General features: G+C 37.1%; 11 protein-coding genes and 2 pseudogenes. 9 read left to right on the top strand and 4 right to left on the bottom strand.

The window, feature by feature from the left end; translation table 11 throughout:
• Positions 1 to 131: 131 nt before the first annotated feature.
• Positions 132 to 2,771: a DNA mismatch repair protein MutS gene (gene mutS / locus A7A69_RS08845; protein WP_152877102.1), complete on the bottom strand. Its 2,640-nt coding sequence runs from the start codon at positions 2,769 to 2,771 to the stop codon at positions 132 to 134.
• Between the two features lie 405 nt (positions 2,772 to 3,176).
• Between mutS and A7A69_RS08840 the strand changes: the two are divergent.
• Positions 3,177 to 3,434 (top strand): annotated as a pseudogene (locus A7A69_RS08840) (sigma factor-like helix-turn-helix DNA-binding protein); the annotation flags it as partial.
• Positions 3,428 to 3,634, top strand: coding sequence for a zf-HC2 domain-containing protein (locus A7A69_RS08835; RefSeq protein ID WP_152877100.1), 207 nt, complete (start codon positions 3,428 to 3,430; stop codon positions 3,632 to 3,634). The pseudogene A7A69_RS08840 and the gene A7A69_RS08835, both read left to right, overlap by 7 nt.
• 114 nt (positions 3,635 to 3,748) lie before the next feature.
• Here A7A69_RS08835 and A7A69_RS08830 read toward each other — a convergent pair whose 3' ends face one another.
• The 3 genes from A7A69_RS08830 to A7A69_RS16595 all read right to left on the bottom strand — a co-directional run bounded on the left by A7A69_RS08830 (position 3,749) and on the right by A7A69_RS16595 (position 5,630).
• Positions 3,749 to 4,471 carry a PA1136 family autoinducer-binding transcriptional regulator gene (locus A7A69_RS08830; RefSeq protein WP_206669007.1) on the bottom strand — a complete coding sequence of 241 codons (723 nt, stop codon included), beginning with the start codon at positions 4,469 to 4,471 and terminating at the stop codon, positions 3,749 to 3,751.
• Positions 4,471 to 5,334 (bottom strand): glyoxalase III HchA, encoded by an 864-nt coding sequence (hchA, locus tag A7A69_RS08825; RefSeq protein WP_152877096.1) that lies wholly within the window; start codon positions 5,332 to 5,334, stop codon positions 4,471 to 4,473. Before hchA ends, A7A69_RS08830 begins: the two co-directional genes overlap by 1 nt.
• Before the next feature lie 134 nt (positions 5,335 to 5,468).
• Entirely contained in the window at positions 5,469 to 5,630 is a 162-nt protein-coding gene (locus tag A7A69_RS16595; RefSeq protein WP_171500802.1) for a hypothetical protein, read from the bottom strand.
• A gap of 364 nt (positions 5,631 to 5,994) precedes the next feature.
• Here A7A69_RS16595 and A7A69_RS08820 point away from each other — a divergent pair, with 364 nt between their 5' ends.
• The 7 genes and pseudogenes from A7A69_RS08820 (at position 5,995) to A7A69_RS08795 (ending at position 13,436) form a co-directional block, all read left to right on the top strand.
• Positions 5,995 to 6,858 carry an alpha/beta fold hydrolase gene (locus A7A69_RS08820; protein ID WP_152877094.1) on the top strand — a complete coding sequence of 288 codons (864 nt, stop codon included), beginning with the start codon at positions 5,995 to 5,997 and terminating at the stop codon, positions 6,856 to 6,858.
• Positions 6,859 to 7,038: 180 nt separating this feature from the next.
• Positions 7,039 to 7,152 (top strand): annotated as a pseudogene (locus A7A69_RS16945) (DUF932 domain-containing protein); the annotation flags it as partial.
• A 958-nt stretch (positions 7,153 to 8,110) separates the two neighbouring features.
• Entirely contained in the window at positions 8,111 to 9,475 is a 1,365-nt protein-coding gene (locus A7A69_RS08815) for an amidohydrolase (RefSeq protein ID WP_152877092.1), read from the top strand.
• Positions 9,476 to 10,016: 541 nt separating this feature from the next.
• Positions 10,017 to 10,421: a nucleoside diphosphate kinase regulator gene (gene rnk, locus A7A69_RS08810; protein ID WP_152877090.1), complete on the top strand. Its 405-nt coding sequence runs from the start codon at positions 10,017 to 10,019 to the stop codon at positions 10,419 to 10,421.
• Positions 10,422 to 10,550: 129 nt separating this feature from the next.
• A complete protein-coding gene (locus A7A69_RS08805) occupies positions 10,551 to 11,342 on the top strand; it encodes a tellurium resistance protein (protein ID WP_152877088.1) in 792 nt (263 codons plus the stop codon).
• Entirely contained in the window at positions 11,342 to 12,484 is a 1,143-nt protein-coding gene (locus A7A69_RS08800; RefSeq protein WP_152877086.1) for a toxic anion resistance protein, read from the top strand. The genes A7A69_RS08805 and A7A69_RS08800 overlap by 1 nt, the downstream gene beginning before the upstream one ends.
• Positions 12,485 to 12,524: 40 nt before the next feature.
• Positions 12,525 to 13,436: a hypothetical protein gene (locus A7A69_RS08795; protein ID WP_152877084.1), complete on the top strand. Its 912-nt coding sequence runs from the start codon at positions 12,525 to 12,527 to the stop codon at positions 13,434 to 13,436.
• Positions 13,437 to 13,511 lie beyond the last annotated feature (75 nt).

Genomic DNA, 13,511 nt, shown 5'->3' with positions numbered 1-13,511 from the left:
CTCTTTCTGAGCAAAACTATTGATGAGGATCAATCGGCAGTTTTTATTATTTGGGGATGATTATTCTGAATATTTAAAAAACACTGGGGATAGAATAGATCACACATATGCGATCTATTCTGTCCTTTGTTTTATGAGCTGAGACTGGCTTTTAATGAATAAAGCTGTTCAAGCGCCTGACGAGGTGTCAAGTTATCGACATCAATTTGTTTCAGCATTTCCAGTGCAGGGGATTGAGCTTCGACTTCAATAATCTTTTCAACCATCGGGGTTTCAATTTCATGATCAACAGCATTAAATAAATCATTTTGAACGGCAGCATGAATATGTTGCTGCTGCTGTTTTTCTAGTATTTTTAAGCGTTTTTGAGCTTCTTTAATCACACCTGCTGGAATGCCTGCTAGTTTTGCAACTTGCAAACCATGACTTTGGCTGGCAGGACCATGTTGTACCTTATGTAGCAAGATCAAATTGCCATTCATTTCTTTGGCGGTAACATGATAATTATCGATGCCTGCTTCGCTACCAAGCTCTGTTAATTCAAAATAATGCGTGGCAAATAAACATAGACATTTAATGCGTTTAGTTAGATCTAATACACATGCCCACGCTAAGGACAAACCATCATAAGTACTTGTCCCACGTCCAACCTCATCCATTAAAACCAAAGATTGGTGAGTCGCATGATGTAAAATTTGAGACGTTTCAGTCATTTCAACCATAAAGGTTGATTTACCTGTAGATAAGTCATCGGCTGAACCAATACGAGTAAAAATTCGATCAATTGGTCCAAGTTTGGCAGATTTAGCAGGGATATAACTGCCACAATAAGCCAATAAACTAATGAGTGCCGTTTGACGCATAAAAGTGGACTTACCCCCCATATTTGGACCCGTGATAATTGCCATACGATGCTGACTATCTAAAAATGTATCATTTGGCGTGTAGGGGGTTTTACTTAATGCTTCAACCACTGGATGGCGGCCTGCATGAATTTTGATGCCAATTTCTGGACTAAATTCGGGACGATTCCAATGTTTCAAACGCGCCTGATGAGCAAAATTTGCCAAAACATCAATTTGGGCAATGGCTGCACTCATCATTTGCAAATTGGCAATGTTTTGTCTAAGGGTTTCAAGTAAGTGTTCAAATAATAATTTCTCACGGGCAAGAGCACGTGATTCACTGGACAAAACTTTATCTTCAAAACTTTTTAGTTCAGGTGTTATATAGCGTTCGGTATTTTTTAGGGTTTGACGACGAATATAATGTTCTGGTGCTTGTTGAGCCTGAGCGCGTGTTAATTCGATATAATAGCCACTGACACGGTTATAGCCGATTTTTAAAGTTGGAATCCCACTGAGTTCACGTTCTTTGATCTCAAGATCAATCAGAAACTGACCTGCATGATCACGAATTTTGCGCAGTTCATCCAGTTCGGCATCATATCCTTCGGCAATGACATTTCCATCACGTAGCAAAACAGGTGGATTCTCAACAATTGCAGATAAAAGTAATTGATGTAGTTCTTTAAAATCACCCAACTGTTGATCTAAATCGATGAGTAGACTTGAAGATTTAGCCTGAATCATAGGCAACAAAGCATGACGCAGGAATGGAACTTGAGCGCAGGCATGACGCAATTGCACCAGATCACGCGGACGCGCACTCCCTAATGCAACACGACTCAATACACGCTCAATATCGCCAATTTCTTTAAGTACCAAACGTACAGGGGATTCATGATAACCTGATAATAACTGCTCAGTTGCATCTAATCGTGCATCCAAAAGCGCAGTATCACGAATGGGTTGCATAAGCGTGCGACTGAGTAAGCGACCACCCATTGCAGTTTGGCAATCATTAATTAAGTGAAAAAGAGAAGTACCATGTTCAAACAATGGATCGATAATTTCTAGATTACGACGGGTAATAGGATCAAGTGCGATGAAATCGGAACTTTGTTCAAGTTGGATTGATCGAATGTGTGGAAGGGCTGTTTTTTGGGTTTCTTTGGCGTAGTGAATCAGTGCGGCAGCCGCCGCTTTTGCAAGGGGTAAATGATCAATTCCAAAACCAGATAATGTTGCGACAGCAAATTGATCACACAAGGTTTTTTGGGCATTATTTAGGTTAAAGTCGACATTGGGGCGTTTGGTAATTGGGCAGTCTAATTGTTTTTTGATTTGTTCCAGAATGTTTTGATCGACTAAATCTTCATCGACGACAATTTCACTTGGCATTAAGCGTGAAAGCTCAATCGCTAATTGTTCAGTTTTAAAATCATGTTCTTGAACTTTAAAAATACTGGCGCTTAAATCAAGTAAAGCGAGACCAATTTTATTTTGCTGAATACACAGTGCGACCAAATTTGATGATTGGTAACTACCCAATAATGCATCATCTGTAATAGTTCCGGGTGTGATAATCCGCACTACTTTACGTTCGACAGGACCTTTTCCTGTAACCTCTCCAACTTGTTCACATATGGCAACGGTTTGCCCAGCTTTGACCAGACGCGCCAAGTAACCTTCTGCTGCATGATAGGGAACGCCAGCCATCGGAATTGGGTTACCATTGGCTTTACCACGATGAGTCAAAGTAATGCCTAATAACTTGGCAGCTTTATGTGCATCTTCAAAAAAAAGTTCGTAAAAATCACCCATGCGATAAAAAAGTAAAGCATGCTGATGTTCCATTTTCACCCTTAAATATTGTTGCATCATAGGGGTGTGGTTAGAAAGATCAGCCATGATTTCTTTCATATTCATGTGGATTAAGTCCTTGAATTTAAAAATAAAAAATTTTAATTTAAAAGTCTGACAATTCAATTAACTTTAACATTTTTTTGTGAAAAGCTAATCTGATCTCAGAAGAAATAAATAGTTTAGTACACCTTTTGAGTGTCAAATCGAATTAACAGCGAATGAGAAACAGATTTTATCCCACATTGCTGCCATCTTAGCAAATTAAGAATAATTGACAAAAAGGATTCCTTAAATCAGTGAGGAAATAATCAACAAAAGGAAAGTTATTCGATTGAATAATGTTATTGAAAAGATGAAAGTTGAGATGTTGATAAAGCTGATATTGGGGAATGGGGTATTTGTAATACTGAGATTAGCATTTGAAGTGCAACACCATGTTGTTGGCATAATACCTGACTTGGACTTTTAAAAGCATGGCAAAGTCTGGAAGAAATGATGGAGCAACAGGATTTCTGGATCATTTTTGATGCCTGCTTAAATCATTTGCCTGCCAAATATGCACAAGTATTTATGCTCAGGGAAATGATTGAACTGAGTTCAGATGAAATTTGTGAAAAATTGGAGTAAACGATTTCTCATTTAAATGTACTGATGTATCGAAGCCGTCCAAAACTACGGGAATGTTTAGAAAATAAATGGTTACTTCAGGAAGATTGCTCATGTTAACTTGTCGTCAAGCCACGCAGTTGCTTTCTGAAAGACAAGACCGACCCCTTTTATTCAAAGAGCAAAACTATCTTCAGTTCCACTTGCTGATTTGTCGATCATGTCGTCGTTATGGAAAACAGATGAAAACACTAAGTCAAATTTCTAAAGTATTTCGGGATATAGATGTAAATGGAGATGAGACAAAAAAACCAATTTGAATAGATTGGGGCCGATATATTTTGCCAATTAAGCCTGTCGCAAAAGGTATATAGTCAATTTAAACGGTAAAAGTAAAGCCGAAAAAAAGATCAATTTTTTAAAATGATTGAATTTTATAGTTTTAACTGATGATCACGGATTAACAGATGGATCGCTTGTGCAGTACTGGTCGCACCGAGACGTTCACGAATACGACGTAAATGATTTTCAATGGTGCGTGTTGATAAACCAAGCATTACAGCCACATCTGCTTGGCGACGACCCGAAGCAATCCAGCGTATGACTTCGAGTTCACGTGCTGATAAAGTAGATGTAGTTGATGATTTTAAAAGGTGATTGATTCGTTGTGCAGACTGAAAAGCAATACGAGCAATCAATGAAAATGCAAGTTGCACATCCAGACTACTCTCAATTTGACGTCCTCCAAAACTCATTGCTCCCAAAAGACCAGCATGGGCAAAGATGGGAACTTGCAAACCATGGATACCTAAACCTTTAGGGTGCGCTACAACACGATACACTTCTTGATCTGAATGTATTTGCTTTGTCCAAAAAAATGCTTGATCTGTTTCAAGTAAATGCCGATTCACAGGACAACGTGCTAGATAGGTTTCTGGGGTGACTTCGCTGTTATCACCAAACCAGTCACCCTCTAGCCATAGCAATTGACCAATTACACCTTCACCTTTTAAGGGTACCGTGTAAATAATAAAACGGTCATAACCCAACGGCTTCGCAAAAGCACGAACATGCTGAGAAAGTTCACCCATGTTCATACTTTGTTGAATAGCAAGGACAATATCAGGGACTTGACTCAATACAGATTCTGACATCATTAATCTGTTACTTCTGCTAGTAAGGTCTCAGCCGCTAATTTGCCTAAAGCATTTGCCGCGAAAGGACTAGCACCTGTGATTAATTTACGATCTTTATAGGTCGATTGATCTGGCTCGGTATTGGCAATCTTCACCCCAAGAGCCTTGAGCTTTTCACCAAAATACCAAGTCAGATGTCCTGGCATATAACCCAATTCTGGGGTGACACGATCAATCGCATCTGGGAAGGCGGTAATGGTATAGCCTGCAAAAGGATAATCCTGATTTTCACTTTGTGGGGCACATGCCAGTAATGCAGCAGGCCCATGGCATATTGAAATAATATGACGATCATTATCTAAAGCCCAACGCAGTGTTTGAGCAACATCCTCACTAAATGGAATCCCTGCAAGAGGGGCATGTCCACCGGGAATGAAAATGGCGGCATAATTACTTTCTGAACCCAATTTCTCTATAATATCTTTTAATTTCAAAGGCTGCTGAAACTGTTCTAGATATTGTTGATGTAAACCTGTAATTGCTTCGTCTTCTTTTGGCATAGCCCAAAATTCAAATTTCACCGCATTACCCGAAAGTGTCGCGATATCAAATTCAAAACCTGCTTTATGTAAATGATACATAGGCAATAATGTTTCAACAGGATGATTGCCAGTAGAAAAATATGTGCCATTTTCTAATTTTAAATAACGTTCATCACTACCAATCACTAGAATACGGCGTTTGCCTTGATAAGGTTGAGGATAATCAGCACCCTCTAAATTGCTTTTAGCACTCGTAAATTGTGACAGTGAATATTTTGATGGAAAAAAAGCATTAAATTCTGCTTCATCTACTTGAGGTTGCTTGCTTAATTCTGTTGTCATTGAAACGACTCCTTAGATCTGATGAAAAAAGAATAGGCTGTTTTTAGAGAATTCAGAATGAGGGATTTCCCCTAATTTTGATGTGATTTTTTTTTACTTCATCATCAATCCAGATTGTCCAGTTTAAATCTGGTTTAGGAAAATCTGTGAGGCTGTAATTCTGGCTGCTCTGCATCCATAATCACATAGATGACTTTAATGCCCCCTTCGGAAAATTCATATTTAGACAATTTGAAATGTAGATTCTCATTAAAGAACTCCCACATTGCGATGATCGACGGTAATTGTGTACTCATTTCAGTTTTCATAATGATGTGATTGTTGTAATGATGAATGAAAGCAAAGATAGCATTGATTTAAATTATGAAATATTACAGTGCTGTTGTTCATGTAATGTGTTTCGCAACAACATGTAGAGTTTGCATGAATTGTGTGACTTAAACTGATCCTATTGTTTTATTACTTATCTTCAATATTCCCTGCCTTAGCTTATTTGATTGATGAGTCGAGACTTTTATATGGTCATAAGTAAATTTAGAAAATCACGCAAAAACCACAAAGTTTCACGCGATGTATAAAATATAAACATTTTAGCTTTATCAATTCAAACTGATGACAAGTAGATTCGAAAAGGTATGCCATCTTGAAGGAATAATACGCATGTCAGTCACTGAAAATGAATATGAAATACTTGATGTAAAAGCACAAATATATATAAAAGACTGGGGACAAGGTGAGCCTGTGATTTTAATTCATGGCTGGCCTTTGTCATCAGATAGTTGGGACTGGATCGCCATGAAAATTGTCGAAGCTGGATATCGAGTGATTAGCTATGATCGACGTGGTTTTGGGCGATCAGAACAAACATGGTCGGGTTATAACTACGATACATTGGCAGATGATTTACGCGGAATCATTGAAGAAAAGGAATTAACCGATGTTAGCTTGGTTGGTTTTTCAATGGGTGGAGGAGAGATTGCTCGCTACCTGAGTCGTTATCAAGCACAAGACATAAAAAAAGTTGCTCTGATTTCTTCAGTCGTACCATTTTTATTAAAAACGGAAGATCATCCTGATGGTGTTGATGGTTCAGTTTTTCAGGGAATGATTGACGGATTATTGGCCGAACGCCCAAAATTCTATCATGATTTTTTTAAAGACTTTTATGGGGTTGGATTACTTAAGCACGCAGTCAGTGACGAGTTTCTGAAATGGAATACACAAGTTGCAATGCAGGCCAGCCTTAAAGCTACCATTGATTGTGTCAGGGCATTTGCCTATACAGATTTTAGAACAGATCTACTGTCCTTTACTGTCCCTTTACTGGTGATCCATGGTACTGCTGATAAAACAGTGCCAATTGAAGTCAGTGCACACGCTGTTAAAAAAGCCATACCGAGTGCAACTTTGATTGAATATGACGGTGAACCACATGGTGTATTAGCAACCCAACAAGAACGAGTTGCTCATGATCTACTTCACTTTTTGGCGGATGGCTTAAATAAACCAGTTGACAGCTTTTAGATTCAACTGGTCTTGGTAATTAAAAAAATCTCAGATATATACCATCTAGATGAATCTATTGCAGATTCAACTTAATACTTTGATCTGCATACACAAGTTTGGCCTGCTGCCCCAGCAGGCCTTTTTTTATGCTGCCAATTTTAGGGCAACAGCATTCATCTAGAACAGAGGTTTAAAACCATGGCACATCAACTTGAACACATAGCCTACGTCGGTGACAACCCTTGGCATGGCTTGGGTAATCAACTTGCACCGAATCAACCGATTGAAGTCTGGGCAAAGATGTCAGCAATGGTTATATCTTATTAGCCACCGCTTGTGATGGAACCTTATTTATGGGAGGATTACCATCGAAGACCATTGGATTATTTACTCTAAAACAAGGAAGCGAAAAAAGTTTTGGATGTACGCAAGCCAAAAGGTCAGGCTGAAACACGGCACAACCTATATGGTGATGCTAACGTGCAAGTTGGGCAAGTATTATCTAGATTGGGTTAGCTTAAAGATATAGCTAAAGCAGTTTGAGACACTCAAAATAAGGGTATTGAAGGTACATATAACTTGCATCATGATGAAACGCAATATGTAAAATGGACAAGTTATTTGGAAAGATGGACGTATGAAAATAGACTCAGATAATTTTGTTTAAAATAATGAGTTAGGTCTCTTTTGTGGATTAACATAACTTAAATCCAGTAAATTCTCATATGGTGGATTTAATACTGAAATTTGAAAAAAGTATATATTTTTTCAATCTGGATGTGATATTTTATATAAACGAGAGCAAGTAAATTGTATTAAGAATATGTAAATCATTACATGCGTAGAAATAATGGAATATAAAATTACTCGTCTTGTAAATAAGTATAACAGTATAACTGAACAAGAATAAGGCTATAACATATGAATAAAAACATATATCACGTTCAAATGATTATCCCAAAAATCCTTATCAGTTGAAAATTATTTTTGACAGTTGTTATAAGCAATAACTGAAAGATAGTGAATATTTCATACATAGTTGGAGATCAATCTTACAAAAGTTGAAGGCAGGGTTGGATTCAAATATCAGGTTATTAATTTGAAATTTGAAATAAATATTTTTACGATTAGAACTCTACAAGCTGAAATTTGACCCATTGCAAACTGTGATTTTTAAGAGCTGTACAGCTTTCAATATTAAAAAATCAAAATTTATCAATAGGTTGTTTTTTCATGAAATTATCTATGATGTTATTTGGGAGCAGTAAACATGTCAAAAGAAATAATTGCTATTAAGAAAATAATAATTGGTTTAGGTTTGATTATTCCATTATATGCTTATGCAAATAGTACTCAGGATTTAATAGATTCATCTGTACAAAAAAATAATGATAAATTTGTTAAAATTTTTAAAGAAATTCATGAAAATCCTGAATTGGGTTTTATGGAAGTTCATACTTCATCCATTGCAGCCAAAGAATTGCGCTCTTATGGCTATAATGTGACTGAGCATATTGGCAAAACTGGTATTGCTGCTGTAATGAAAAATGGTGATGGTCCAATCGTTATGTATCGTGCTGATATGGATGCTAACTCAGTCAAAGAGACTACAGGACTTTCGTATGCGAGTAAAAAAATTGTAAAACTGCCTGATGGCTCTGAAACACCAGTCATGCATGCTTGTGGCCATGATGCTCATGTTACATGGATCTTAGGTGTTGCAAAGTTTTTTGCGGAAAATAAAAATTTATGGAAAGGCACGGTAATATTTATTGGACAACCTGCTGAAGAGCCAATTACTGGTGCTGAGGCGATGGTCAATGATGGTTTATATACTAAATATAAAATTCCAGAACCCGATTATTTATTTGGTATGCATACGGCCCCAGTTGCAGTTGGAATTGTTGCTGCTGCTGGTGGTGTTCGTATGGCAGGTACAGATCAGTTTGATGTAACTTTTCACGGTATAGGAGGACATGGCTCAACTCCAAATCTATCCAAAGATCCAGTGGTTATGGCTGCAAGTGCGATTATGCAATATCAGGTAATTGTGAGTAGGGCGATAGATCCAAAAAATTCTGCAGTTATAACAGTGGGTTCTATTCAGGCAGGTACAGATAATAATGTTATTCCTGCGACGGCACTTCTGAAAATTAATCTACGTTGGTTTAATGAAAATGATCGTAAGACGATGATCGAGGGAATCAAACGTATTAATGAAGGCATTGCTTATGCTTATGCTATGCCGAAAGATCAATACCCAACCATTAAGTTCAAGGGGTGGTCTTATCCATTGGATAATAATACTGAGTTGACAAAAACTATTCGAACAGCATTGGGTAACTCTGGATTAATTCAAAACTCAAAATTTCTTCTTGATGAAAATATTTTACCTTCTGTCATGGGGTCAGAGGATTTTCATCATCTTGTGATTCATAATAATAAGAAAAACTATTCATACCTTAATGTTGGAGTTGCTGAACCGAAACGCTTTGTGGAAGCATTTAAACAAAATAAACTCCCATTTAATGCACATAATGGTGATTTTGTTGTTGATCTTGATGCTATTCCATTTGGAACGAAAGTTGGAATTACTTCAATGCTTGCTATTTTTAATCAAACCAAACCTGAATAATTTAGATGCTCAAGTGAAGTGCAATAAATATTAATAAATTTTTAGATCAATCGACTGCCACCACTCTCCTATGCAAAAAGAATAGACATATTCATCTAGGAGAGTGTGGTGTCCAATATTGATTTACAGAGCATAGATGTAAGCCCTCAATCAATACTGTTTGAATAATTTGATATTTAAACTATGGTGTACAAGACGTTCTGGTCATTTTGTTAATTAAACTTTCTTTTCTATAGGGGGGGTAAGTAAGCCTCTATTTGCGAATATCGGCAGAAGCTACATTAAATTTGTCTCTTGTTTGTCGGTTGCCATTATCTGATAAATAATATCAAACAATTTCAATCGTGTAGACTTGAGAATATTTTGTCATAGAAAAACATACTTCAAATTAGACAAAGCTTCCAATTTTTTGGGAGATCATCATTTTGGTTTTTTCTGATATGTGAATATTTTAATCAACAGAACTTAATTCTGATATAACATCAAGATTATATTGAAGTAACTTATTTTTGAAAAACCTAGAAATCTAAGGAATTTATAAATGACACAACCAAATATTATTATTTCCTCTCAGGACTTACACCGTTTAGAAACGATGCTTGAACATCAGCATACTCAAACAGCGACTATGCAGCATTTGGAAAATGAATTGGCTCGGGCTGAAGTGGTTGAACCTGAGCAGGTTCCAACGAATGTTGTGAGTATGAATTCTCGCGTTAGCTTGACCATTGCTCCTTCAACACAGTCGGTCGAGATTGCTTTAGTTTATCCGCATGACTTTACAGGGGATAAAAGTCAGGTCAATATTTTGGCTCCTGTGGGTGCTGCAATCTTGGGGCTTGCAGAAGGCCAAAGTATTGAATGGCCGCAGCCAGATGGTCAATTAATGAAAATCAAAATTGAAAAAGTGATTTATCAGCCTGAACGGGAAGGAAAATATTTGTAATTTCTATCTTACAGAGAATTTGATCATTGCTTTAAGGTTTAACATAAAATCATCAAGTTGATATAAAAAGAGACTTTGCACTGCATTTATTTGTGCATATGATGAATTGACAAAAAATATTGGTTGATTATGGCTCAGTTTAATTCATTGATTCCGCTCGATCAGATTGAGCTTGATCCAAAAGCAATATTGGCCATCAAGCGTAATGATCTGGTGCCTTTGCTGGATAATCAATATCAGCTTAATCATTATGCAGACCAACTGATTCAGGCTCAGTCAGTACTGTTAAATGGTGTAGATCCGAAGTTGAATCAAGAGTTGAGCCATATTATTTCCCAACTGATTAGCAAGTTAGCGCAATCCAATAAAGTGCTAAAAAAACGTAAATTTAATGGGCTGCAAAAGTGGTTAGGCATCGATATTGAATATGATCACGGACAGTTGAATTACTTAAATGAACTTGATCGTCTGATACATGAGGCCAGTTTTCTAAGCCAGCGGTTGCAGATTGAAATTCAAAAATCGCAAGCACGTGTCCAACAGGTATTAGGTTTACGTGAGCAAATGGCGAAATATATTGTTGCTGCTCAACAGTTTTTACAAGAATATCCTGCTTTTGTTCAACAGCAACATCCACTGGATAATTTTACTGAGAGATTATCTAAAAAAATAAACACGTTACAGACGTTGCAGGCGAGTAATGATATTGCCATTACACAAATGCAATTGAGCCAACAGCTTTCCATGACTTTATTAGATCGATTTAAGGAAGCTCAACAAGTATTGATTCCTGCTTGGCAATATCATCTTAAACAAAGCATGCAAGGTAATTCGGTTGCAGAATTACAAAAGCTGGATCATAGTCGTGAAAAGTTGATGAATACTTTAAAAAAATCATTAGAGAAAAATAGGATGGAATAATGTCGCAATCTGAATCTGACAACAAAAATGTATTGGTTGAACAATCAACAGCGTTACAGCAACAAGAATTTGAACGTCTAAATTTAAAAGAGTTGGGTTTGCAGCCCGAAGATTTTGTTCAGGTATTGGATGCTCATCAAGCGCTGGCCGATATAACGCATAGTAGTGTCTCTGAGTATGGTAAAGATATTGCGACCAAAACATCAACCTATACCGATGAATTGCTTAATCTGGTTCAAAATAAAGATCTGGACGCGACTGGGCAAAAGTTAAATGAAGTGGTTCAAGTTGCACAGCAACTCAATACATCTAGCATTTTAAACAAATCCAAAGGCTCATCTATTCCAATTTTAGGGGGCTTACTGAATAAAATTAAAGGTGCAAAACAAAGCTTTGATCAACATTTTAATACGACAAAAGAGCAGATCGATGCTTTAGTCAAAGAGATTGAGCGTTCACAAACAGGCTTAAAAACCCGTGTAAACACACTGGATAAAATGTTTGATGCGGTGCAAGACGAATACAAACAACTTGGTATTCATGTTGCTGCGGGCAAGATTAAACAGCAGGAAATTCAGCAACAAATTGCTGAGTTGAGTCAGCAAGAACAGGATCAACAAGGCACACAGCGTATTTATGATCTAAATCATCTGGCAAATAATCTTGAAAAAAGGCTCAATGATTTGCAAGTTCTTCAGCAGTCTGCCATGCAAACTTTGCCGATGATTCGTATTATTCAGTCCAACAATTTAATGTTGGTGGATAAATTTTACGCCATTAAAAATATTACTTTACCTGCGTGGAAGAACCAAATCAGTCTGGCGATTTCCTTACAGGAACAAAAAAACAGTGTGCAATTGGCAAAAAGCATTGATGATGCAACCAATGATTTATTGCGTCGTAATGCAGATTTATTGCATCAAAATTCAGTTGATACAGCGAAAGCCAATCAACGTTCTGTGATTGACATTGAAACCCTTGAACATGTGCAAAACACCCTCATTAAAACTGTAAATGATGTGATTCAGATTCAAAAAGAAGGTATGCAAAAACGCGATGAAGCGGCTATGAGATTGCGTTCACTTCAGCAGAATCTAAATCAACTTGTGATTGAATCGAGTCATAGTGCTTCAAATAAGTAGGTGCATATGGCGAACATAGCTAAATTCTGAGGAGAGCAGGTTGCCACCCATCGAAAATTATCCGATGAATGTTCAATCGATAGAATCTCGACTAAGCCAATTAAAAAAGCGTCAACATCGAGTCATGCTGCTTAGTTTGTTCGCAACTGTGATTTTTATTGTTGCTTTAGTCGCTTCATTTACGCAGCAAACTTTGGTCTTTAGTTTTTTTGATTTAAGTCAGCTCGTTGAACAATTGCATATTCCTGTTGCTATGGGTGATCAACTGTTAATTCATCAGCAGCCCGATTATTTTACCAGTCTATTGTCTTGGTTTGGCTGGCTGATTTTAAAACTTTTTGTTAGTTTTTTTGGTGCTTTTATTTTTGTCCGAATTTTGAAGAAATTTAAATTTTTTCAGGTACGTTTTCGTTCACTGATTTTGCGTTTTGTGGCGTGGTTGATTGGATTTATTCTGATTTGGGCAGGTTTGACTTATCTACAATACGATACGAAAAGCGATGAAACTAAGGCTGTTGCAAAATTAGTGGACTATGATAAGACCATTCAGCAAAGTCAGATTGCGCTCGAATTAAAAGATGCGGATACTCCAGATGTAGTGAAAGACTATCTTTTGGCACAGACTGCTTTATTACATCGACCTGTAGATAAAGATACCGCATTACCCTATCTAACTTATTTGGTTGCTGCGGAACGACAAGATCCACATTTTATGGAGTATGGTTTTAAGCCTGAACAGCTTTGGACCATGCAGCACCAAGTCTATGGAAAAGCGGTCACGCCATTGGCACAAAGTGTTCAAAAGCAAGCAGATCAAGCTCAAAAACTTTCTGAAATGGTGAAATTCTTATGTTGGGGATTAAGTCTATTGGCTGCTTCCATCGCACTCATGTTTTATGCTTTAGCGCTCAATCTTAAAAATAGGGCATTTCGGATCGAGCAAAAGAATTAACAATAAATCTTTTTTTCGGTAAAACCGATTAAAACAATAAAAACATACTGTTTTACCTATATCACCTTTTACCGT

The sequence above is a fragment of the Acinetobacter guerrae genome, from assembly GCF_009372255.1.
GTDB lineage: Bacteria > Pseudomonadota > Gammaproteobacteria > Pseudomonadales > Moraxellaceae > Acinetobacter > Acinetobacter guerrae.
This window is presented reverse-complemented; position numbering and strand designations above follow the sequence as displayed.

Bases quoted from the DNA above. Each gene is read 5' to 3' on its own strand.
- A7A69_RS08835 (WP_152877100.1), top strand. From the start codon at position 3,428: ATGTTAACTTGTCGTCAAGCCACGCAGTTGCTTTCTGAAAGACAAGAC.
- A7A69_RS08800 (WP_152877086.1), top strand. From the start codon at position 11,342: ATGTCGCAATCTGAATCTGACAACAAAAATGTATTGGTTGAACAATCA.
- mutS (WP_152877102.1), bottom strand. From the start codon at position 2,771: ATGAATATGAAAGAAATCATGGCTGATCTTTCTAACCACACCCCTATG.
- A7A69_RS08815 (WP_152877092.1), top strand. From the start codon at position 8,111: ATGTCAAAAGAAATAATTGCTATTAAGAAAATAATAATTGGTTTAGGT.
- hchA (WP_152877096.1), bottom strand. From the start codon at position 5,334: ATGACAACAGAATTAAGCAAGCAACCTCAAGTAGATGAAGCAGAATTT.
- A7A69_RS08805 (WP_152877088.1), top strand. From the start codon at position 10,551: ATGGCTCAGTTTAATTCATTGATTCCGCTCGATCAGATTGAGCTTGAT.
- A7A69_RS08830 (WP_206669007.1), bottom strand. From the start codon at position 4,471: ATGATGTCAGAATCTGTATTGAGTCAAGTCCCTGATATTGTCCTTGCT.
- rnk (WP_152877090.1), top strand. From the start codon at position 10,017: ATGACACAACCAAATATTATTATTTCCTCTCAGGACTTACACCGTTTA.
- A7A69_RS16595 (WP_171500802.1), bottom strand. From the start codon at position 5,630: ATGAGTACACAATTACCGTCGATCATCGCAATGTGGGAGTTCTTTAAT.
- A7A69_RS08820 (WP_152877094.1), top strand. From the start codon at position 5,995: ATGTCAGTCACTGAAAATGAATATGAAATACTTGATGTAAAAGCACAA.